The organism is Bacillus sp. 9.4 (assembly GCF_055486415.1).
Map to the genome: position 1 here is coordinate 709,289 of NZ_JBVFMU010000001.1, position 20,925 is coordinate 730,213.

24 protein-coding genes and 2 pseudogenes are annotated in these 20,925 nt (G+C 36.6%); 5 read left to right on the top strand and 21 right to left on the bottom strand.

Annotated elements, in window-relative coordinates:
• Positions 1-124 precede the first annotated feature (124 nt).
• The 4 genes and pseudogenes from ACZ07B_RS04375 to bltR form a co-directional block, all read right to left on the bottom strand.
• The gene (locus ACZ07B_RS04375) at positions 125-685 is read right to left on the bottom strand and encodes a cupin domain-containing protein (RefSeq protein WP_029318137.1); all 561 of its coding nucleotides are present in this window, start codon (positions 683-685) and stop codon (positions 125-127) included.
• A gap of 225 nt (positions 686-910) precedes the next feature.
• Entirely contained in the window at positions 911-1,054 is a 144-nt protein-coding gene (locus ACZ07B_RS04380) for a hypothetical protein (RefSeq protein ID WP_032722385.1), read from the bottom strand.
• Positions 1,032-1,144 (bottom strand): annotated as a pseudogene (locus ACZ07B_RS04385) (N-acetylmuramoyl-L-alanine amidase); the annotation flags it as partial. The pseudogene ACZ07B_RS04385 and the gene ACZ07B_RS04380, both read right to left, overlap by 23 nt.
• Before the next feature lie 81 nt (positions 1,145-1,225).
• A complete protein-coding gene (bltR, locus tag ACZ07B_RS04390; protein ID WP_038429362.1) occupies positions 1,226-2,047 on the bottom strand; it encodes a multidrug efflux transcriptional regulator BltR in 822 nt (273 codons plus the stop codon).
• A 116-nt stretch (positions 2,048-2,163) separates the two neighbouring features.
• Here bltR and blt point away from each other — a divergent pair, with 116 nt between their 5' ends.
• Together blt and bltD are read left to right on the top strand one after the other, a co-directional pair.
• Entirely contained in the window at positions 2,164-3,366 is a 1,203-nt protein-coding gene (gene blt / locus ACZ07B_RS04395) for a multidrug efflux MFS transporter Blt (RefSeq protein ID WP_088467288.1), read from the top strand.
• A 198-nt stretch (positions 3,367-3,564) separates the two neighbouring features.
• On the top strand, positions 3,565-4,023 hold the full coding sequence (bltD, locus tag ACZ07B_RS04400) for a spermine/spermidine acetyltransferase (RefSeq protein ID WP_024572230.1): 459 nt from the start codon (positions 3,565-3,567) through the stop codon (positions 4,021-4,023).
• A 156-nt stretch (positions 4,024-4,179) separates the two neighbouring features.
• Here the strand turns inward: bltD and ACZ07B_RS04405 are convergent, their stop codons facing one another.
• The 3 genes from ACZ07B_RS04405 to ACZ07B_RS04415 all read right to left on the bottom strand — a co-directional run bounded on the left by ACZ07B_RS04405 (position 4,180) and on the right by ACZ07B_RS04415 (position 6,900).
• Positions 4,180-5,484, bottom strand: a complete 1,305-nt coding sequence (locus ACZ07B_RS04405) for a hemolysin family protein (RefSeq protein WP_101169566.1) — start codon at positions 5,482-5,484, stop codon at positions 4,180-4,182.
• Positions 5,485-5,773: 289 nt separating this feature from the next.
• Entirely contained in the window at positions 5,774-5,917 is a 144-nt protein-coding gene (locus ACZ07B_RS04410; RefSeq protein ID WP_014477437.1) for a YrzO family protein, read from the bottom strand.
• 17 nt (positions 5,918-5,934) lie between these two features.
• On the bottom strand, positions 5,935-6,900 hold the full coding sequence (locus ACZ07B_RS04415; protein WP_464876952.1) for a DMT family transporter: 966 nt from the start codon (positions 6,898-6,900) through the stop codon (positions 5,935-5,937).
• Between the two features lie 124 nt (positions 6,901-7,024).
• Between ACZ07B_RS04415 and czcR the strand changes: the two genes are divergently transcribed.
• Positions 7,025-7,891, top strand: a complete 867-nt coding sequence (gene czcR, locus ACZ07B_RS04420; protein WP_015251625.1) for a LysR family transcriptional regulator CzcR — start codon at positions 7,025-7,027, stop codon at positions 7,889-7,891.
• Between the two features lie 121 nt (positions 7,892-8,012).
• Here czcR and ACZ07B_RS04425 read toward each other — a convergent pair whose 3' ends face one another.
• The 3 genes from ACZ07B_RS04425 to ACZ07B_RS04435 form a co-directional block, all read right to left on the bottom strand.
• Complete coding sequence (locus ACZ07B_RS04425; RefSeq protein WP_137200859.1) at positions 8,013-9,050, bottom strand: flavin-containing monooxygenase; 1,038 nt, start codon at positions 9,048-9,050, stop codon at positions 8,013-8,015.
• 87 nt (positions 9,051-9,137) lie between these two features.
• On the bottom strand, positions 9,138-10,073 hold the full coding sequence (gene czcD, locus ACZ07B_RS04430; RefSeq protein ID WP_464876953.1) for a CDF family zinc transporter CzcD: 936 nt from the start codon (positions 10,071-10,073) through the stop codon (positions 9,138-9,140).
• A 277-nt stretch (positions 10,074-10,350) separates the two neighbouring features.
• Positions 10,351-10,740 (bottom strand): tautomerase family protein, encoded by a 390-nt coding sequence (locus tag ACZ07B_RS04435; protein WP_024572236.1) that lies wholly within the window; start codon positions 10,738-10,740, stop codon positions 10,351-10,353.
• A gap of 337 nt (positions 10,741-11,077) precedes the next feature.
• On the opposite strand from ACZ07B_RS04435, the gene gltR reads away from it, so the two are divergent.
• Positions 11,078-11,968, top strand: a complete 891-nt coding sequence (gltR, locus tag ACZ07B_RS04440; RefSeq protein WP_042976658.1) for a glutamate biosynthesis transcriptional regulator GltR — start codon at positions 11,078-11,080, stop codon at positions 11,966-11,968.
• A 157-nt stretch (positions 11,969-12,125) separates the two neighbouring features.
• Here gltR and ACZ07B_RS04445 read toward each other — a convergent pair whose 3' ends face one another.
• From ACZ07B_RS04445 to ACZ07B_RS04490, 10 genes and pseudogenes are all read right to left on the bottom strand, one after another.
• Entirely contained in the window at positions 12,126-12,584 is a 459-nt protein-coding gene (locus ACZ07B_RS04445) for a molybdopterin-binding protein (protein ID WP_464877037.1), read from the bottom strand.
• Positions 12,567-12,968 (bottom strand): annotated as a pseudogene (locus tag ACZ07B_RS04450) (molybdopterin-dependent oxidoreductase); the annotation flags it as partial. The gene ACZ07B_RS04445 and the pseudogene ACZ07B_RS04450, both read right to left, overlap by 18 nt.
• Positions 12,926-14,248, bottom strand: coding sequence for a branched-chain amino acid transport system II carrier protein (gene brnQ, locus ACZ07B_RS04455; RefSeq protein WP_464876954.1), 1,323 nt, complete (start codon positions 14,246-14,248; stop codon positions 12,926-12,928). The pseudogene ACZ07B_RS04450 and the gene brnQ, both read right to left, overlap by 43 nt.
• Positions 14,249-14,412: 164 nt before the next feature.
• Complete coding sequence (gene azlD, locus ACZ07B_RS04460) at positions 14,413-14,745, bottom strand: branched-chain amino acid transporter AzlD (protein ID WP_003245988.1); 333 nt, start codon at positions 14,743-14,745, stop codon at positions 14,413-14,415.
• On the bottom strand, positions 14,742-15,506 hold the full coding sequence (azlC, locus tag ACZ07B_RS04465; RefSeq protein ID WP_009969035.1) for an azaleucine resistance protein AzlC: 765 nt from the start codon (positions 15,504-15,506) through the stop codon (positions 14,742-14,744). Before azlC ends, azlD begins: the two co-directional genes overlap by 4 nt.
• 12 nt (positions 15,507-15,518) lie before the next feature.
• The gene (gene azlB, locus ACZ07B_RS04470) at positions 15,519-15,992 is read right to left on the bottom strand and encodes an azlBCD operon transcriptional regulator AzlB (RefSeq protein WP_015251617.1); all 474 of its coding nucleotides are present in this window, start codon (positions 15,990-15,992) and stop codon (positions 15,519-15,521) included.
• A gap of 332 nt (positions 15,993-16,324) precedes the next feature.
• Entirely contained in the window at positions 16,325-16,600 is a 276-nt protein-coding gene (locus ACZ07B_RS04475; protein ID WP_024571814.1) for a barstar family protein, read from the bottom strand.
• 271 nt (positions 16,601-16,871) lie between these two features.
• Positions 16,872-18,107: a cytochrome P450 family protein gene (locus ACZ07B_RS04480; protein ID WP_464876955.1), complete on the bottom strand. Its 1,236-nt coding sequence runs from the start codon at positions 18,105-18,107 to the stop codon at positions 16,872-16,874.
• A 51-nt stretch (positions 18,108-18,158) separates the two neighbouring features.
• The gene (locus ACZ07B_RS04485) at positions 18,159-18,404 is read right to left on the bottom strand and encodes a GNAT family N-acetyltransferase (RefSeq protein ID WP_464876956.1); all 246 of its coding nucleotides are present in this window, start codon (positions 18,402-18,404) and stop codon (positions 18,159-18,161) included.
• A gap of 106 nt (positions 18,405-18,510) precedes the next feature.
• On the bottom strand, positions 18,511-18,699 hold the full coding sequence (locus ACZ07B_RS04490) for a hypothetical protein (protein WP_464876957.1): 189 nt from the start codon (positions 18,697-18,699) through the stop codon (positions 18,511-18,513).
• Between the two features lie 151 nt (positions 18,700-18,850).
• Here ACZ07B_RS04490 and ACZ07B_RS04495 point away from each other — a divergent pair, with 151 nt between their 5' ends.
• Positions 18,851-19,408 (top strand): TetR/AcrR family transcriptional regulator, encoded by a 558-nt coding sequence (locus ACZ07B_RS04495; protein ID WP_197196171.1) that lies wholly within the window; start codon positions 18,851-18,853, stop codon positions 19,406-19,408.
• A gap of 477 nt (positions 19,409-19,885) precedes the next feature.
• Here ACZ07B_RS04495 and ACZ07B_RS04500 read toward each other — a convergent pair whose 3' ends face one another.
• The gene (locus ACZ07B_RS04500; protein ID WP_101169746.1) at positions 19,886-20,860 is read right to left on the bottom strand and encodes a LacI family DNA-binding transcriptional regulator; all 975 of its coding nucleotides are present in this window, start codon (positions 20,858-20,860) and stop codon (positions 19,886-19,888) included.
• Positions 20,861-20,925 lie beyond the last annotated feature (65 nt).

The window sequence follows — 20,925 nt, forward strand, 5'->3', positions numbered from 1 at the left end:
CAATTACTTTTAAAATTAGCACAAGACTGCTTGGATATTACATTGGGTTTCATTTGCATAAAAACAATTCTTAGGTACTGGTTCCCCATGTTTCATGCTGGATGTGATTCTGCGAATAACTATGCTAATCTTCCGCAGCCACTGCATCTGCTTTGGTTTTATGAACTGTACCAAATGGATGGTTAGGAGGAGCATAAATGGAGTAAAGTTTTAATGGCGTATTACCTGTATTAATCACGTTATGCCAAGTGCCGGCAGGTACAACAATGGCAGAATCATCATAAACATTTCTTTGAAAGTTCAAATGATCTTTGCTCTTTCCCATTTTGACGACCCCACGCCCCTGCTCAATCCGTAAGAACTGGTCAACGTTAGGATGGATTTCCAAACCAATGTCTTCTCCAATACCAAGACTCATCAAAGTAACTTGAAAATGCTTTCCTGTCCATAAAGCAGTACGGAACGTATTGTTTTGTTTTGTGGCTCTATTGATATTTACAACAAATGGTTTTGGTCCATAATCCTTCAAAAGAAGGTTTCTATCTTCATATGAAGAGCGCAAATCGGCACCTCTGTGTACGTTCTCCATCTCATTTGGAATAGTCCAATAAACAGATCTTCCATCATTATACATCGGTACAGTCACATAATAATAACATTGAGGCGAAAAAGGGTTATAGTACATTTTTTGATCCCCACAATTATAAATTTTTGTGATAGTATCCTATGCATTTATTAAGGGAGTGTGCTAAATCAAGAAAACTCATATTAAACACAAAAATGAATGTTCGATCACCGTTTGATTCACGGATGAATAATTTATCACCGACCTTGTAATCGTTTTTTGGATGTTGAATTTCACTAGCCTTTGTTAACAAGACATCGAATGACACTTTTATATGATGGATTATCAAAGGTCGACGATCCTAAATGGCTTTTGAACATTTACATAGCACAACAACAGAGTATACGGAATTCTGTTGTTTGTCCCCCCTATCCCAGCTCTTTTAGATTTATCCCTTTGGATGCGCCTTGATGGCCAGCTTTTCAGCAGCGTAGTATTTAGCGCCTCCTGAATCGTTATAGATATTTCAACGCCGATAGACTTGCGGTTCCCAGTGCCGTTTGTACCGTCACCTGTATGTGGGCTCGTTTTTAGTAAACCAGTTTATATTCTTTTTGGGCACACAATAGAAGCAATTTTTCATATGAAAATTTCGTAATCTTACACCTCTTTAACTTGAAGGAGGATTTTTGCATATGTATTTTCATACCCGTCAACTACCATCTCATCCAGCATATATTCCTCATATGCATTTTCCCCTATTTGCATTCCATTCTTTTCAATGAACTCAATGATTCTCCGGTACGCCTCTTCAGTATTTCCGCCTATTTCATATCCAACTGCATACAGGCCTTTTGGCCGTACATGATAATTTATGTTCTCTCCCCCATTTTTTACTTTTATATAAAAGTAACTGTAATTGTAGAAGTCTTTTTCTAAGATTTGTTCCCGTGCAAAGATTCCGCCTATCGGATATCCTTCATCTAATTCATATTGCTGAACTTCATGAATGAGTTCTGAAATGGCTGCCACATATTTTCGTTCTGGTAAGTTTAATGTTTTTCGGCTTAACATGAATGTTTCTTCATTTAAATATTCAAAAGAAATTGAGGAAAAATCAGTCTCAAGTGCTTGTTCTGTAAGCGTCACTTTTGTTTGTAAGATCGTTTGCAACTGCTTAAGCTCATTTATTTTTTTATCAATCTCAATAGACTTTTCTTTTAGAACATGCAGGATCTTGTCTGGTGTTTTTCCTTTTATTAGACACTTTATTTCTTTTAATGGAACCCCAAGCTCTTTAAATAGACTGATGACTTGAAAAATCTCAAATTGATGATAGGAATAATATCTATACCCATTTTCTTTTTTTATTTCCGGCGAGAAAAGACCAATCTCATCATAATGAAATAAGGTTTGTTTTTTTACACGGCAGAGCTTCGAAAACTCCCCTGTTGTGAAATACTTCTTAACATCTTCGCTCATAAAAACCTCCTTGACTATACGGTAACCATATACCTTATGATTTGATTGTACTTGAAAAAAGCTTCAAGCGAAAAGGATAGGTAAAAAGGGTTCAATTGAGTAAAAGGGGAATTCAGATGAAAAAATCAATAAATGAGCAAAAAACGATATTCATTATACTATTAAGCAACATCTTCGTAGCATTTCTTGGTATCGGTTTAATCATTCCAGTAATGCCTTCTTTTATGAAAATCATGCATTTATCCGGCAGCACAATGGGTTATCTTGTTGCGGCTTTTGCCATTTCTCAGTTAATTACTTCACCTTTTGCAGGTAGGTGGGTTGACCGGTTCGGGAGAAAAAAAATGATTATTCTCGGGTTGCTTATATTCAGTTTATCTGAGTTGATTTTCGGATTAGGGACCCATGTTTCAATATTTTATTTCTCGAGGATACTGGGTGGTGTAAGTGCGGCTTTTATCATGCCCGCGGTAACAGCATATGTAGCTGATATTACAACCCTAAAGGAAAGGTCAAAGGCTATGGGGTATGTTTCTGCTGCAATTAGCACCGGCTTTATTATTGGGCCTGGTGCGGGAGGATTTATTGCCGGCTTTGGTATCCGCATGCCGTTTTTCTTCGCCTCCGCCATCGCGTTAATAGCAGCTGTCACTTCCGTTTTTATACTAAAAGAGTCATTGTCGACAGAAGAACGCCATCAACTCTCATCTCATACAAAGGAATCAAATTTCATTAAAGACTTGAAGAGATCCATTCATCCTGTCTATTTCATTGCATTTATTATCGTCTTTGTAATGGCTTTTGGTTTATCAGCTTATGAAACGGTATTCAGCTTGTTTTCTGATCATAAATTTGGCTTCACACCAAAAGATATTGCAGCCATTATTACGATTAGTTCCATTGTTGCGGTAGTTATTCAAGTTTTACTATTCGGGAAATTGGTCAACAAACTTGGAGAGAAAAGAATGATTCAGCTGTGCTTAATAACCGGTGCGATCTTGGCTTTCGTGTCTACTGTTATGTCAGGATTTTTAACTGTTTTGCTTGTAACTTGTTTTATTTTTCTAGCGTTCGATTTGCTACGTCCCGCCTTAACCGCTCATTTATCCAATATGGCCGGTAACCAGCAGGGTTTCGTAGCAGGCATGAACTCCACATACACCAGCCTGGGAAATATATTTGGACCTGCTCTAGGCGGTATACTATTTGATCTTAACATTCATTATCCTTTCCTTTTTGCAGGTTTCGTTATGATTGTCGGCCTTGGTCTTACAATGGTTTGGAAAGAAAAAAAGAATGATGCTGCAGCTTTGAATTAATTCATTTTCTATAAAGTCAAGTCATTTGGATGCAGGGAATGCCCCTGGTTAGGCACAATAAGAAAAGGTGCTTAATTTGATAGGCTACAGTTGCTTGACGTGAATATAGTTTAAGCTGAGTTTTAGCAATATCAGGATTTCATCTGCCATCACCTTAAGCCGCAGCCTAACCGGGATAAGAAAAAAGGAGAATGTAGTATGAGTATAAAAATAAAAGCAGTAACTGATGATAATCGTGCTGCAATTCTTGATCTACATGTCAGCCAGAATCAATTATCATATATTGAATCTACAAAAGTATGTTTAGAAGATGCAAAAGAATGTCACTATTATAAACCTGTCGGGCTTTACTATGAAGGAGATCTAGTCGGTTTTGCAATGTATGGATTGTTTCCCGAGTATGATGAAGATAATAAAAACGGACGAGTCTGGCTTGACCGATTTTTTATTGACGAACGCTATCAGGGAAAAGGATTAGGGAAGAAAATGCTTAAAGCCCTCATTCAGCACCTTGCTGAGCTATATAAATGTAGGAGAATTTATTTAAGTATATTTGAAAATAATATTCATGCTATACGCCTTTATCAAAGGTTTGGTTTTCGATTTAATGGTGAACTCGACTTTAATGGTGAGAAGGTAATGGTAAAAGAGCTATAGATATCCAAGCCTCCTTGTTTGCTGAGTAACGTTTTAACTTCGATAATGATTACCTACTTAAACTGCAAGATCATTGTTTAAAAAAGCCTGGATGAAAATTTCATCTCAGGCTTTAAGCATCTTATTAGTCAAAATCTCATGTGTTTTATCCAGATGTTATTCTTTTTTCCGGACAATTTCTAAATAATTAATATGCCGGCCAACTGTTTTGTGCACTTTAAAAATATACCCATCGGCTTCTATAACGGACCCAACTGCAGCGTCTATTTGTTGAGTCATAAACCAGCCGCCTATTGTATCCACTTCGTCACTTGCTAACGTCGTTCCCAATAAATCATTTACATCCTCAATGAGCACTTTCGAATTTAAGATATAGTGATTATCATTTACTTTTCTAATATCAGGCACTTCATCTTTATCAAATTCATCTCTGATTTCCCCAACAATTTCTTCAAGAATATCTTCAGCAGTGACTAAACCTGAAGTGCCGCCATATTCATCCACAAGAATAGCGATATGTGTTCGCTCTTTTTGCATTTTTACCAATAAATCATGAATTGGAACGGATTCAATAACACGGATAACAGGATTGATATGATTTTCTAACTTGAAATTCTCTTTTATCTTCTGGTCTGTGTCAATATAAGCTGACAAGAATTCTTTAGCATTGATAAAACCAATGATTGAATCTTTATCTCCATTTAGGACTGGGTACCTTGTATAGCTCTCTGTCTTAATGGTCTTAACAATAGTTTCATAAGAATCCTCACTAGAAATCGCTACGATCTCTCTTCTCGGAATCATAATTTCTTTGGCGATTCTTTCATCAAATTCAAAAATATTATTTACATATTTCAACTCATTTTTATTGATTTCACCGCTCTTATAGCTTTCAGATAGTAAGATGCGCAGTTCTTCTTCAGAATGAGCAAGTTCATGTTCTGATGCAGGTTTCAAACCGAAGAGTCCTACTATAAACCGGGCTGAACCATTTAAAAACCATATAAAAGGGAACAGGATGCGGTAAAACCAAATAATTGGCTTTGCAGTCAAAAGAGTGATGGTTTCCGCTTTTTGGATAGCGAGTGTTTTAGGAGCAAGCTCTCCAACTACAACATGCAAAAAAGTCGCCATCACAAAAGCAATCACTAAGATCAATACATGTGAGACTGTTTCACTTACATGAAAATGAGCAAATAAGGGGTGCAGAATCACTTCAAAAGTCGATTCTCCAACCCAGCCAATTCCCAACGCTGTAACCGTGATCCCTAATTGACAAGCTGACAAATATTCGTCCAAATGAGTAATGACCTTTTTGGCTGATACGGCACCTTTTTTTCCCTCTAATATGAGTTGGTCAATTTTTGATGACCTGATCTTTACTATCGCAAATTCAGTCGCAACAAAAAATGCTGTTAAGACAATTAAAAGAGTAAAGATTATAAGGTTAATGGTTGTCAATGATTTGCCTTACCTAGTAAGGCGTACACCTCCGATGTAAATATTTTCTTTTATTTTTATAACATCCTTTTTTTCTGAATAAACAAAAAACAGTATATATAACATTATAAGTTCAAAAGAACCCAAAATCAACTCCGAATGATGTAAATAATCATCTTTTTCCGTATGGAGAGTGGTTCCCATAGTATTCAACTAGCGATTGGTGACGTTTTAAGGCTTAAAAAAGAAAACAAAATAAAAACACACCTGAATTTTCTGGTGTGTTTCAATAATACCCAACCGTCTTAATTTATTTAATGTCTTTATTAAGGTTTTCTTTTAAAATTTGAATCAATTCCGCCTGTTGCTTTATATTTTTGCGGCCATTTCTATTAATTGCAGCAAGTTCACAGACAATTCCAGCTGAAATGAAAAACAATAAACCTTCAAACATTTTAAATCCCCCACCGTCTAAGTGATAGTCAAATTTGTTTTTTCTTTTTTCAATACCTGCTTATAATCTTCCTTACGCTGATATATGTTATTTAAAATGAGTCCAATAATGACAAACAGTGTTCCTACTATATCAAATGCAGTTATGTTATATCCTTTGATCACCATGATTAACAATGTAGTAATGGGGACAAAGTTAATAAATAAAATCCCATTAATGGATGATAGGATTTTAATGCCATAGTTCCAACTAAGGAGGGCTATGATACCTGGTAAAGTAATCATAAATAAAAAATCATACTTAATTGCTGCAATCACTTTAATACTCGGTACCGACACGTAACCTTGCGCGGTAAGTATAGCTGTCATGATTCCTGTTATAGCTGTGCCGAATAAACATGTCAAAGTTGAATAACGAAGTGTGGACCACTCTCGGAATATCTGTCCCCCCATTGTGTAGACAACCCATCCTAAAACACCAATTAATATAAAGAGTAGCGAGAATAGATGATCCCCTAATGAAAAAAAGAAACTTATATTACCTTTGGTTATGACCATCGAAGCCCCCAAAAAGGCAATCAATATACTGATCATTGTGTATTTTTTAGGTTTCACATGTTTATATCCCCATAGAATAACAATTGAAAGCATCGGCATGAGTGCCTCGGCAATGGATGCTGTCATAATTCCAGACTTCCCCATCAACCTTTGACCTAAAAAAATAAGAACATTGTATACAGTAAACGCCATCACCCCAAATAAAATGATCCATTTTGCTTTACCCTCTAAATGAAATGATTTTTTTCCTTCTCTCACCAATAATAAAATCACTAACATAATCGTTACCACACCGTAGCGAATAAATGAAAAATAAAACGGATCAACAAATTCTAATGCATGATCTGCAACTGGAAACATCGCGCCCCAAGACATACTTGCTACTAAACATGTAAGGGCACCAATGAATAATTGTCCTTTTTTCATTGAATTCCCCTCCTTTTCTTTAAAATTACAATGAGAATTATAAAAAGAAGTAAGCATCAAGTAAAATGAACAAAAGTGATGAAAAACATCATTGATAATGATACTTTAATGAAGGGGGGACATCATGGAACTGCGAGACTTACAAATTTTCAAATGCGTAGCCCATCACAAGAGTATTACCGGTGCTGCAAAAGAGTTAAATTATGTACAATCTAATGTAACTGCGCGGATTAAGCAATTAGAAAATGAGCTCAAAACACCTCTTTTCAATCGCCATAAAAAAGGGGTTTCACTAAGCCCAGAGGGCCGAAAAATGATTGAATACGTTAACAAAATTTTGAAAGATGTTGAAGAACTGGAGCAAGTCTTTCTAGATACTGATATACCGTCTGGAATATTAAAAATCGGTACAGTGGAAACAGTGAGGATACTGCCGACCATCATAGCTTCCTATTATAAAAAGTATCCTAATGTGGATTTATCATTGCAGGCTGGTCTAACAGAGGAACTTATTAAAAAGGTCATGAATCACGAATTAGACGGAGCTTTTATTTCAGGCCCTTTGAAACATTCTATTCTGGAACAATATGATGTTTATACTGAAAAACTTACTCTTGTAACCAGTAACAAAACGTTTAATATAGAGGATTTTTCAACGACTCCGATTCTTGTTTTTAACCAGGGGTGCGGGTATCGGTCTAGGCTTGAACAATGGCTCAAAGATGAAGGTGTGCTCCCAAACAGAATGATGGAATTTAACATCCTAGAGACAATCTTAAATAGTGTTGCACTTGGACTCGGTATAACAGTGGTACCGGAATCTGCTGTTATGCATCTAGCTGCACAAGGTAAGGTTTATTGCCACCCATTGCCTGAGAAAGATAGCTGTATCTCAACAATCTTTATACGCCATAAAGATGCGTACCTGACAAATTCAATGCGCAGCCTCCTTAAGACCATTGTTGAACATAAAAATATGAGTATGGCTTAAAGTGATTTTTCTCTTTCTATATTCTAACTTCTTAAATAAAAGAGAAGGCTCATCTCCACTTCGCTACCCTTATTCACAATAAAATAGAGCAGTAAACATGTGAGTTACTGCTCTGCTTCGTTTATTCACCGTTCATTTGTTTTACAATGTATTCAGCATCATTTCCTACGCCTTGAAGCAATGCTGAACCTCGCTTATGCTGCCAAGGCAAACCTATAAAGTACAATCCTTCTACAGGTGAAACACCTCTATGATGTATGATTCGACCTTCTTGATCCAAAACACCTTTTATATTTATCCAACATAAGGGATTCCTGAAACCAGTAGCCCAAATAATATTGTTTACTTCTAATGTAGATGAATCTTTAAAAATGATTTCATTTTGCTTTGCGGCAATGACTCTTTTTTTTAAGATGATCTCCTTCTGTTTTATTGCATGTTTTAATTCATGCCCAAATACTGGATCACCTTTCTTTTGAATGAATTTGCCTACTATTGATGTATGACTTGCATGTAAAACTCCTAATTTATCAAACCACCAAAAGATGCTTCTTTTCCCGATCATTAAAGGGAAATAAACTAGTTTATTACTACAGGCTAAATATGTAACTCTTTCTTTGGATAATTCAACAGCTATCTGAGCACCACTATTCCCACCACCAACTACTAGTACATTTCCATGTACCAATTGTTTTGAATTTTTATATTGTGATGAGTGTAGTTGATTAATATTATCGGCTAAATCCTTTGATATTGATGGAATATTAGGGGTATGAAAAGGACCTGTAGCAATGACAAGATTCTTCGTTTGATATTCTTCCCGATTTGTTTTTATTAAGAAATGATTCTTTATTTTTAGGACACTTATTACTTCTGTCCGTAATTGGATTGGAATTTCAAATTTTTTAACATATTTCTTTAGATAAGCAACAATTTCATTTTTTGAAGGAAATCCATGTTTTTCTCCTTCAAGATGCATTCCAGGCAAAGAGCTATACATTCGAGAAGTAAATAAAACTAATGAGTCATACCGATCTTTCCAGCTCTCCCCCACCTCATGACTTTTATCCAAAATAATAAACTTTTGATCGGACTGCTTAAGATAATATCCTATCGAGATCCCTGCTTGACCAGCCCCGATTACTATAGTGTCGTACACATTATCACCCCGCCAATTTCAAATTGTCAGTAGACAGAATCTGCAAAATGCTAGTTGATCTCCTCACTATAAAGTTAGATAAAAAATTTAATGGTGATGGTGGTCACGCGGCTTCTCAATTTTGGCCTGACAAAGGATCGCATTGTCGTGATTATGCGCTTCGGTTTCCATTTGAATGGTTACGTGCGTAATGCCTTTATGCTCAAGTTCATGTTCAATTTTGCGTAAAATATTTTCACTTTCTGAAATGGTCAGTTGATCGTCAACAACTGCATGGCAAGAAAGAGCATTCAATCCGCTTGTGATAGACCATATGTGTAAATCATGAATGTTTTGAATTCCCTCTGTCCCTTCAATTGTACGAATGATATCATAGACATCGATATTTTCTGGAGTTCCTTCCATTAATATGTGAATGGAATCTTTAGTCACATTGTAACCGCTTCTTAGAACAAGAATAGCCACAATGATACTAGCCAATGGGTCTGCCCAGCCCCATCCAAAGAAGATGATAAGTATGGCAGCTAAAATGGCACCTACAGAGCCGAGCATATCGCTTATTACATGTAAATAAGCTCCTCTTATATTCAGATTATTCTTTGTATCTCCGCCACTCATCATAATCCAAGCGACCAATAGATTCACAACTAACCCGATGATACTAATTGTAAGCATGCCGGTTGTTGCTACTTCTGGTGGATGAGAGAAGCGTTCGATTGCTTCATAAATGATATAAAGAGAAATAAGAATTAAGGCAGCACCGTTTATCACAGCTGCAAGAATCTCAAATCGTTTATAGCCGAATGTCTTATTGTGATTTGCCTTTTTTTCAGCTAATGTAAAAGCAATCAGGGCAACCATTAATGAAATTGAATCACTCAGCATATGGCCTGCATCAGATAAAAGCGCCAGGCTATTTGTTAAAAATCCACCTATAGCTTCTATTATCATATAAACTGTAATCATGATAAAAGAGATCAATAAAACCTTTTTATTTGCTCCTTCATTATGATTGTGACCCATAAAAAACTCCTCCTTACCCAAAGTTTATTGATACATATGTATTTATTATTTCAAATCTGTTATGAAGCATTCCAACATGATGTAATAATATTTATATATATGATCATGTGCTCATATATAAATATATCTGTTCTTTACTGAAATGTCAAAATATTTTTTATGGAAATCCACAATACCTCCTTAATTATTCTCTAAAAAGCGGAGTGGTTTGCTCCGCTAACCTAGTTTCTCTATCCTTTTCCTTTTCTTCACTCAAGCATTTGAGGGTAGTATGCAACTACAATTTACCTGTTAAAAATTGGGCCTCACCAAGTCCAAAACTCCAGTCAGCATTATCATTTTCAACAATAGATACAATTAAATCAGTTGATGCGATACCACACTCAGATTCCAGTCTTTCGGCTAACAGCCTGTAAAATTTTTGTTTCTTCTCTGCCGGTCGGGATTTACTTGTAACTGAAAGAACAACAAGATTTTTAGTTCGGTTAAATCCTAACCCAGTATCCTCAATAATCATATGATTTTCTGGATGTTCATGAACAATTTGATAACGGTCTTGTTGAGGCACATCAAAAGCCTCTACTACAACATTGTGAGCAACATCTAAAAGTTTTTTCAAACTTGATTGATCTCGCCCTTCTATTAAGTCAAAACGAAGTAATGGCATAAAATTTCCTCCTTCTACTACAAATCAACAGTCTTTTTAATTTCATTCGTTAATGTGTCAGCTATTTCCAAGCAGCTGCTACATTTAGAATAAAATAATTTCCCAATAACCCCTTCATTCTGGTGTTAGTCAAGCCTATGTTATGATGTGTATTTCCATAGGCAATATACAGAATCAACTTCGAGTAAATTAACCATTTTTTGAAATAGCCTTATCACTTACTTTAGAAATCATTTATTCTTCTAAGCTTTAGTTTACATGAAGCTCTGCTATCATATATAATTCAAAATTAAGATGGAAGACATCTCAAAATCAGATATCAACTATGGAGGACTAGATGAATATTCAGTTGTTACAGGTTTTTCTCACTACTGCTCGTGAAGGCAGTATTTCCAAGGCTGCTCAGACTTTAAATTATGCACAATCGAACGTAACGAATAAGATACAACAACTAGAAAACGATTTACAGACAAAATTATTCTATCGCCATAGTCGAGGAATCACACTTACTCCCCCAGGGCAAATTCTTGTTTCTTACTCAGAGAAAATTCTACATACTATTGAAGAAGCTAGAGCAGCCATGGGCGAATCATCCGCGCCTTCTGGGCCACTGCGTATAGGATCAATGGAAACAACAGCTGCAGTTTGGCTTCCTCAACTCCTTGCACATTATAATAACCTCTATCCAAATGTTGATTTGAACCTAGTAACCGGCCCTACGGAACAACAAATACAAGCAGTTTTACATTATGAGTTAAACGGCGCTTTTATTTCAGGGCCTATTGAACACCCTGATTTAGTTCAAGAAAAGGTATTGGATGAAGAGATGGTTCTTGTTACAAGCGCTTCACACCCTGTGATTTCTTCCATTCAGGATGTTCAAACACAAACAATGCTTGTATTCCGTGAAGGATGCTCTTACAGAGCAAAGCTCAATCATATCCTGCAAGAAGAAGGTTTATTACCTATAAAATTAATGGAATTTGGCATACTTGAAGCGATCATTGGCTGTGTAAGCGCAGGCTTGGGGATTTCACTGCTGCCTCGTTCAATCATTGCTTCGCATGAAAAAGAAGGCCGCATCCGCAGCCACACTATCTCTGACAAATATTCTTTCGTATCAACCATGTTTATAAGGCGGAAAGACACTTTAATTACCCCTGCTTTATCTGCTTTTTTAACGCATATGAGGGATCATTTTCAGGTAAAGAGGCCAGATCAATCGTAAATAAATGGATGGAAGGCAGGCTTCGCCTCAAAATACCCCTGATCAGTTGTCTGATATAAAAATATAGGCGCATCTCATTGTTTGTATAGAACAAAAAAGCAAACTTCGGTATGTAGTTTGCTTTTTCTTCGTGATTTTGCACTCTGAATCGTGAAACCTAGCCGATATTAGGATGTAGATTTTCCTCATTCAAAGAATTTTGAACGAAGGTCATTGCCCTAGACACTTGGTTGCGTCTTGAAGTTAAAGGCTGACTATTTCCTAAAGCGTCAATCGCTCTCACAACTATTAAATATTCACCTACAGATTTCGGGTGACAACGGAAAGAGAATTTCTGCCACTCAACACTCTTACGACCTTTAACTTGAGCTTCTTTCCAACTCTCTCCTCCATCAGTGGATACTTCAACTGTTACAATTGGATGTTCTGCCCATGTCCAACCGAAAATATCAATCTCTTCAAGTTCAACCAATTGTCCATTCTGCGGATGTACAATAATACTGTTTGGGCTAACAGCCCATACCGGTGACTCTTTTAGTTGTCCATCTACTACTTCTCGGTCAACATAATATTTGGTAGTGAAAGCACTGTTGCTTCGGGAATCTGAAACAATCAAATGAGTCAGCCATTTTGTAGAATTAGTTCCATAATAGCCGGGAAGAACAAGCCGAACAGGACCACCCCTCTCTACAGTTAACGGCTCATTGTTAATTTCCAAAGCTATTAATACGTTTGGGTTTAACGCCTTTGCTAGGGAGAGGTCTTTCTCGTACTCCGAATAGTATTCGTGGTTGTAAACTCCTTGATCAATTACCGGATGTTCTTCCTGCCTTACGAAGAGGCGAAACAAGAGGAAGGATGATTGTAAATTTGGTTGAACACATTTAATAAGCAATGCAACCGGCGAACAAGCACTTTGTCCTTCCTGCAGATATGAGTGATATTGCTGTTGATTGATCAACTTGTTTTTGTTCGGAATATACTCAGTATATAGCCGCATATTCCCCCTGCAATAGCTGGAATGAGCCACCCCAGCCCTATGTTATACATAGGAAGAATCTGAGTGAAAATACGATTCACAACTTCAATTTTTATTCCCGCCTCCTTCAAACCGTCAAATAGGCTGATGATGAATGCGAATAATAAACTGCCTTGATACACTTCTGTCTTCCCTTTAAATACAGAATGCAAAAACGTTAAAAATATTAAGGAAATCGCGATAGGATACATTGTCAGTAAGACAGGCATTGACACCTTAATGAGCTGGGTTAATCCTATATTTGCGACAAGCGTACTAAACACTGATAAAACGACAGCAATTTTTTTATAAGAAATATTCGGAAATAATTCATGAAAAAATGAAGAACACGCTGTGATCAGTCCGACACTTGTCGTCAGACACGCCACTGTAATCATTAAGCCCAATAAGATTGAACCATAAGAACCAAAATAATAGGATGAAACCTTAGCCAAAACCTCTGCTCCATTTTCTAAAATCCCCAGTTCTTCAACGCTGGAAGCCCCCATATAGGAAAGGGCTGTATACATAACTGCTAAGAGTACAGCTGCAATCGCGGCTGCTTTTGCACAAACACCCATCAGCTGTTTTTTGGTAGAAGCTCCTTGTTCTTTCAATGCATTCACGATGATAATTCCAAAAACAAATGCTACAAGGGCATCCAGAGTGAGGTATCCTTCCTGAAATCCTTTAAAAAACGCTTGTGATGTGTACCCTTTTGATGGTGCTTGAATGGTTCCAATTGGGCGAATAAGAGCTACCACTACAAGCAATCCGATAAATGTCAGCTTAATTGGCGTCAAAAATTTTCCAACTATATCAATGATTTTTGAAGGATTGAGTGATAACAAGCATGCCAATGCGAAAAATAATATTGTAAATATGATCAATGAGACAGGGCTTGCATCATTTGATAAAAAAGGTTTTACCCCAATTTCAAACGATACGTTTCCTGATCTCGGGATAGCGAAAAAAGGCCCGATTGCCAAATAGAGAATCGTCGTAAATACAATGCCAAACACCGGGTGAACACGGCTGGCTAACGACTGTAAGTTTTGTTTACCCGAAAAAACAAATGCTGTTATAGCCAGTAATGGCAATCCAACTCCGGTCACTAAGAAACCTGCATTAGCGACCCATACATTTTTCCCGGCCAATTGACCAAGCATAGGCGGAAAAATGAGATTTCCTGCTCCAAAAAACAATGCAAATAGCATTAATCCTATAATGATGATATAGGAAGCAGACACTTTTTTTGACATTATACATCCTCCGATTAAAGTAGACACTTCTTGAATAGCCAGGAAACATTACAGATGCTATTTGCACTGGCACAGTGTTGATTCCAAAATAAGCTTGTGTCAGTTTTATATATTTTTATCAAGTTTAATAAAAGCATGATCATTTTGATCGTTTCCGATATCGGTTAAAAAACCAATTGCACCAAAACCATATAAACAACGGTTCCCCCCGCTATGGAAAGAAGCATATTTTTCTTCCACAAGTGAAGCAGTACAACAGCAGCTGCTCCAACCAATTCAGGAATGCCATGACTTCCAGAAAGTAGACTCACATCTTTCAAACAATAAATGACTAAAAGCCCGATTACCGCTGATGGCAGCACTTTACCAAGATACTGTACATATTTCGGTGTCGGTTTGCCAGACGGGAAAATCATGAATGGAAGGAACCGTGTCAGCATTGTTCCAAGCACGACCATTGCGATGGTGATCATTTGCTGCGTCATCGTCATCGTCATACGGAAACCTCAGCTTTCTCCAATGGTTTTCTCAGAACAGTCAGTACCCCTAAAATGGCGAGCATAGCAGGAATAATAAATTGGTTTCCGCCAAAAAGGATAAGACTGGCTACTGAAAGTCCAAGTCCCGTGAGAGCACTGTAATGCTTTTTCTCTTTCATCCATTGTTCTATGAATATCACAATAAACAAAGCAGTCATCACAAAATCAAGCCCTTCGGTATTAAACTTCACGTACGACCCAAAAATACCTCCTATCGCTGCCCCCGCGACCCAATATAAATGATTAAGCAGTGTCACAAAAAACATAAACCAGCCTTTATCAACATTCGCCGGAACATTAGCGGTATAATTGATAGAAAATGATTCATCGCACATTCCGAAAATCAGATAAAGCTTTTTCTTTCCAGTCCCCCTGTACTTATCCAACATGGAAATTCCATAAAACAAATGCCGGGCATTGACCATTAACGTCAAAAAAAGAGCATTCATAGGGTTGAACGCACCAAGTAAAAAATTCGCTGCAACAAACTCCATTGAGCCCGCAAATATCATAAAACTCATGATGATTGGATAGATTGCGCTAAATCCTAAAGAATGCATAAAGATCCCATAAGCTATCCCCAAAAATAAAAACCCCGCAAAAATCGGAATGGTATATGGGAATGCAGAACGAAATGCAGCCCATATTTGACTTCTCTTATTCATATGAGTGTTTATAGCAGGAGAGCTTAAATGTAACGATTCTTTATTTTTATTCAAATCAACAACCTCCTACATTTCATCAATTGGCACACTGACAGTTCTTTTTTCTGTACTCATGACTATGCTTGTGTCAACTCCACTAATAGCAGGGTTCTGCATTAATGAATCAATGATAAAATTCCGATAACTCTCCATGTCCTTCGCCACAATCTTAAGCATATAGTCATGGCTTCCTGTAAGTGTGTAGCATTCTTGAACCTGTGGGAATTTGTTTATATCCTCTAAAAATGAATGAATTGTCTCCCTATTTAAAGGTGATAAGTTGATGAGAGCTAGTGCTGTGACTTCAATTCCAAGTTTTTTCTCATCGACAATAGTCGTAAACTTTTTAATTATACCTGCTTCTACTAGGTTCTTTGTTCTTGCAAGGCAAGCTGATGGTGAAAGCCCAATTTTCTTAGATAAATTTAAATTTGAAATTGAAGCATCTTCCTGCAATTCTCTTAAAATGGCCTTATCAGTTTCGTCAAGCATAATACCCATTTCATAACCCCCAATACCCTTAAAAGAATTATATTTCATCCAATTTAAATAATAACGAATTTTTATTCGATTATCAAATATTATTTAAATTTAATTCCCTTTAAAATATTATTTACAGAATAAAATTACCCTCGTGATTAACTCATAATGAAATTAACTTACATCAGAAAGAAGTCATGGGAGAGTTATGTACTTGTGTGACTTGATACCAACATCATAAGAAACTTATCAGAAGCCAAAAAGTTATTGCGGTCTCACCGAAAATTTAATTTGCGGTGCCCTATTGCCTTTTTCTGCGAACGAAAATTGTTAAAATTCGCAAAACAGAAAGTCTACTCTATTATTATTTTAAATTCGTCCTTTAGTTCCTCTTGAGCCTCTTGTAAAACTTCTAATACATCATCAGCGTATGAACCTAAAAGTGTATTGCTGAACTCAAGATTTTTCAAGACTAAAGTGAGCGGCAAATCCACCCACCCTGTCAGGCAATCCCATAAAGCGTCTAAATTTCTCCCATAGTAGTCTGGGAAGTCTAGTTTATCTTTTAAAACATCATGTAAAACTTCTATATTTTCAAAGTCTCTTCCATCTATCATTATTTTTCTCATTAGAAACTGTGCCCTCCATTATTTTATCTTAACAAATGTTTACTAAGTAACAGCTGTTTGTCCAAATGAGGCTGAAAACAAATAAAAAACACCGATAGGATGAAACTATTGGTGTTTGCAAGACATTTTCATGCCCGGTAGGCATAAATAATGCTAAACTTTGTTTTTGAAAAGCTATCATATCAAATTTTTATGTTACAGCTTTTACTATCGTTTAATCTAATTGAGGAGTAAAACAAGATATGTTTGAAAATCACATATCCCCCAAAAATTAAAAACTAAGCGGCAGTTCTTCGAGTGCTCTCATCAGAAAATTCCCTTTCCATTTCATTTGTTCCTTTTCGCCTTTTAACTGTATATTTGGACAGCGGCGTAATAAGGTGGAAATCGCAATCTTTGCTTCTAAGCGGGCTAGCTGTGCACCAAGGCAAAAATGATTGCCATGGCCAAAAGCAATATGGCGGTTGTTCTTTCTTTCAATATCAAATATGTCGGCATTTGGAAATATCTTCTCATCACGGTTTGCTGATGCTAAAGAAATGATGATCACGTCTTTCCGTTTAATTTCCTGCCCATGCAGTATAAACGGTTCAGCCGTCCAGCGAATTGTCGTTAGCTCAACAGGGCTGTGAAACCGCAATGCTTCTTCTATGGCTGAATTCATCAAGTCTGGCTGCTGGCGGAGCTTTTCTAATTGATCACCGTGGCACATCAGAGCATATGTCATATTGGTGATTAAGTTTACGGTTGTTTCATGACCTGCAACGATAAGCAGCATAATCATCGAGTACAATTCTTCTGTACTTAATTGTGTGCCTTCACTTTCCGCTTGAATTAATGCACTGATTAAATCTCCTGAAGGTTCGCTCCTTTTTTTGCGAACTAAGGATTCCAGATATTCAACAAATTCTCCTAACAAATGATCATTCTCCTGGAGTCTTTCAGGGGCATCTGAAAAATCAATAATTGCTTGCGACCACACTCTGAATTTTTGACGATCTTCTAGGGGAATGCCAAGCATTTCACTTATCACGATAATCGGCAAAGGAAACGCATAATCGTCTACTAGGTTCATGAGTTTGTTGGGTTGTACTTTATCCAATAAAGAATCTGCTATATGTTGGATTTTGTCTTCCAACTGCAAAATCATCCGATGAGTAAATGCTTTCTGAACAAGAGTTCGCAAACGATTGTGATCCGGGGGATCTGAATTAAGCATATGCTTTGTTAAAGGCTCTTCATTCTTCAACAGAACAGGACGGTTCTCTTCTTTTGCGGTTATTACATTTTCATAGTTTTTCTTTAATTTTTCATTCTTTAATAAATGTATTGCATCATCATATCTCGATATGAGCCAGCCTTTCCCCAGAGTTCCTAAAGATAATGGGTAGAGAGGCTGTGATTTTCGCAATTCTTTATAAAATTCATACGCTTCATCTTTAAATGCTCTCGAAGACAATTGACTTTCCGTCAAAATGGTTACACTATTTTTTTCTTTTGAAGACATTCATTCGACCTCCATCTTTATGAAAGGTTATGATAATCTTTAAATATAAAATCAGTACGTTTTGTAAAATGATCTATTGAGGTCAGTATTCGTGATAAGGGCCAAGATGCCGCCCCCGCATTTTGAAATAAAAGGTATGAGACAGTTATTAATCATTTTGCTGCCCAAACTCTTTCCCTGATAAGATGGCGAAACTCCTAATACTTCTAAATACCATGCCGGCTCTTTTAAGGATTTGGAAGATTGTTTAGCCTCATTAGTCACCGTCAACATGTTCAATACTGAAAATCCCCCCATTTTGATTATTGTTATCCCCCCTGCTGCTATATAATCGATCAAGTTAATGTCGGGTTTATCACGATGTTTTAATAGAGCGGCAACAACAATTTCACCATTCTGAATGTCAACAAAAAAAGAAATGCTTTTTAAAATATGCTCTTGTTAGTACTTTATGCATTTCAAAAATAAATGAATGATCTTTTTTTTCGCGTTTTACGAGTAAATCCATAAAAGGATATTGATTGAAAGATTGATGGAATAGCTTTGCCACTTTGCTTACTTCATCTGCTCTTGCTTGTCGATAAAGAAACATTGATGCACCTCCTTTTCCACTAAACCATTTTTTGACTCATGAACACATGTTCATTATAATGGTAAGAAAATTTGAGTATCAATCTGCAATTTAGCTGTACATGTTCATTAATGAACAATACTTAATAAATTGTATATTAACGGAGGATGCTATGGGGGACAGACGATCAATCAAGACAAAAAGTGCTATAAAACATGCCTTTTTAAAGTTGCTTCAGAAAAAAGAAATCAACAAAATAACTGTTTCCGAATTATCTAAAGAAGCCGATATAGGCCGAGGCACCTTTTATCTTCACTACAAAGACGTTTTTGACTTGTATGAACAGATCGAAGACGAAATATTTCAACAGCTAGGAAGCATTTATGATGCATCTTTTCCAAGTGATGATCCACTGAACATACTGACCTTTATAGAAAAAACGACAGAATACATATACCAAAACGTCGAAATTTTCACATTGTTAACAAAACCAAAAATGAATGTCCTTTCAATCAACAAACTAAAAGAGTTTTTCAAAACAAAAATGATTGAGGAATTGAGCATGATACAATCAGCAAAATCAATTACCGAAATTGAGAAATTTGAAACAACATTTATCGTTTCAGGTGTGGTAGGAATTATAGAAGAATGGATTAACAATGGGATGATAAAAACACCTACTTGTATCTCTAATAACATTCATCAATTGTTATTAAAATTTGAAGATTAGCATGTAAAGAAGGAGACTTTGTGTAAATCCAATAGATTGCGCAGAGAGGTCCTGTGTTATTTCACATGCTATACCCTTGTGAATTTGGTCCCGCTGGGAAAGAAGTAATGAAAAAGCGAATCGCGAAAACAAACCAGTTCTCGAATCTATTAGATATAGTTAGCTCGGGTAGCTACACGCACATGGCATTGGTGGCATGTTTGGATACCTTTAAGAGAATCAACATATAAATAAAAACATACCAATATCATTTGGTATGTTTTCTTTTTGAAATAGATCCTCTGCAAATAATCTTTCTCAAACCTTATAACAAATTTTTAACAAGAGAATAATTTTGGTTCAAAATTCAAAATCAAATCTTGTTTCTCATTTTATACGTATCAAATGTAGAACAAGCAAATCAATTAGAAGCGTTAAAAGGCCATCTATAAAAACAGATCATCTAACTAACTCCATGGAACTCTTCTAACATGTTTATTACGTCGTCCCACCTTCGGAAAGCTGTATGGGCAAATATGTTTCAAGTGGTAAATCATCAAATTCGCCTTCAATTTGTTTTTCTAAAATCTCAATGGCCGTTTTGGAAATTAATTCGATCGGCTGTTGAATAGTAGTCAATTCTGGCAGAATAGCCTGAATGGTTTCTGTACCGTCATAACCAATCACTTTTAATTGACCTGGAATGTCTTTTCCGCGTTTTTTGGCTTCCGTAATGACTCCTGCAGCTATGATATCATCACTGGCAAAAATCCCGTCAACTGCAGGCTGTTCATCAAATAGTTTTGAAATAATGTTCCTGTAGTTATCATGAAATGACACTTCATATGTAATAGGCTGTCTTCCGTGTTCACGCATCACATCTTCATATGCTTTTCTCCTGAGATTTGCAGGCGTTTCAAGTTCAATCGGCCCATTGATGTGAATGATGTGCTGACAGTCCTTTTTTATCAATAGTTCTGCTGCCTTTTTGCCTCCGTCAAAGTTGTCTGAGCCGACGACAGGAACTGTTTCCGATAAGTAATGGTCAATTGCGACAATCGGCAGATTTTGCTGGTGATAATTGAGTATTCCCCTGTTGTAAGTGACGGCGATGACGCCATCCACTTGATTTCTGATCAGCATTTCGAGATATTTTTCTTCTTTATCTATTCGATTTAAACTGTTGCAAAGCAGCAGTTTGTAGCCCATGGACGTGCAGATGCTTTCAATATAAAAGGCGAGTTCGCCGAAAAACGGATTGCTGGAGTTTGGAATGATAAGCCCTATTAAATTGGTGCGCTTTCGAAATAAAGAACGGGCCAAATCATTTGGAAAGTAATTGATTTCTTCCATCGCCTTGTAAACTTTATCTTTTGTTTTTTCGCTTATATAGCCGCGATTATTTAATACCCTCGAAACGGTTGTAGATGAAACTCCCGCTAATTTTGCAACATCGTGAATGCTAGGCTTCATTCCCTTTCCCCCTGCTTTTACTGAAATGGCTTACAATTCTCGTCACGCACTTATTTTAGAGAATC

Excerpts from the sequence above, each read along its gene's own strand:
- ACZ07B_RS04375 (WP_029318137.1), bottom strand. The coding sequence starts at position 685 with ATGTACTATAACCCTTTTTCGCCTCAATGTTATTATTATGTGACTGTA.
- bltR (WP_038429362.1), bottom strand. The coding sequence starts at position 2,047 with ATGAGCGAAGATGTTAAGAAGTATTTCACAACAGGGGAGTTTTCGAAG.
- blt (WP_088467288.1), top strand. The coding sequence starts at position 2,164 with ATGAAAAAATCAATAAATGAGCAAAAAACGATATTCATTATACTATTA.
- bltD (WP_024572230.1), top strand. The coding sequence starts at position 3,565 with ATGAGTATAAAAATAAAAGCAGTAACTGATGATAATCGTGCTGCAATT.
- ACZ07B_RS04410 (WP_014477437.1), bottom strand. The coding sequence starts at position 5,917 with ATGTTTGAAGGTTTATTGTTTTTCATTTCAGCTGGAATTGTCTGTGAA.
- ACZ07B_RS04415 (WP_464876952.1), bottom strand. The coding sequence starts at position 6,900 with ATGAAAAAAGGACAATTATTCATTGGTGCCCTTACATGTTTAGTAGCA.
- czcR (WP_015251625.1), top strand. The coding sequence starts at position 7,025 with ATGGAACTGCGAGACTTACAAATTTTCAAATGCGTAGCCCATCACAAG.
- czcD (WP_464876953.1), bottom strand. The coding sequence starts at position 10,073 with ATGGGTCACAATCATAATGAAGGAGCAAATAAAAAGGTTTTATTGATC.
- ACZ07B_RS04435 (WP_024572236.1), bottom strand. The coding sequence starts at position 10,740 with ATGCCATTACTTCGTTTTGACTTAATAGAAGGGCGAGATCAATCAAGT.
- gltR (WP_042976658.1), top strand. The coding sequence starts at position 11,078 with ATGAATATTCAGTTGTTACAGGTTTTTCTCACTACTGCTCGTGAAGGC.
- brnQ (WP_464876954.1), bottom strand. The coding sequence starts at position 14,248 with ATGTCAAAAAAAGTGTCTGCTTCCTATATCATCATTATAGGATTAATG.
- azlD (WP_003245988.1), bottom strand. The coding sequence starts at position 14,745 with ATGACGATGACGATGACGCAGCAAATGATCACCATCGCAATGGTCGTG.
- azlB (WP_015251617.1), bottom strand. The coding sequence starts at position 15,992 with ATGGGTATTATGCTTGACGAAACTGATAAGGCCATTTTAAGAGAATTG.
- ACZ07B_RS04475 (WP_024571814.1), bottom strand. The coding sequence starts at position 16,600 with ATGAGAAAAATAATGATAGATGGAAGAGACTTTGAAAATATAGAAGTT.
- ACZ07B_RS04480 (WP_464876955.1), bottom strand. The coding sequence starts at position 18,107 with ATGTCTTCAAAAGAAAAAAATAGTGTAACCATTTTGACGGAAAGTCAA.
- ACZ07B_RS04485 (WP_464876956.1), bottom strand. The coding sequence starts at position 18,404 with ATGGGGGGATTTTCAGTATTGAACATGTTGACGGTGACTAATGAGGCT.
- ACZ07B_RS04490 (WP_464876957.1), bottom strand. The coding sequence starts at position 18,699 with ATGTTTCTTTATCGACAAGCAAGAGCAGATGAAGTAAGCAAAGTGGCA.
- ACZ07B_RS04495 (WP_197196171.1), top strand. The coding sequence starts at position 18,851 with ATGGGGGACAGACGATCAATCAAGACAAAAAGTGCTATAAAACATGCC.
- ACZ07B_RS04500 (WP_101169746.1), bottom strand. The coding sequence starts at position 20,860 with ATGAAGCCTAGCATTCACGATGTTGCAAAATTAGCGGGAGTTTCATCT.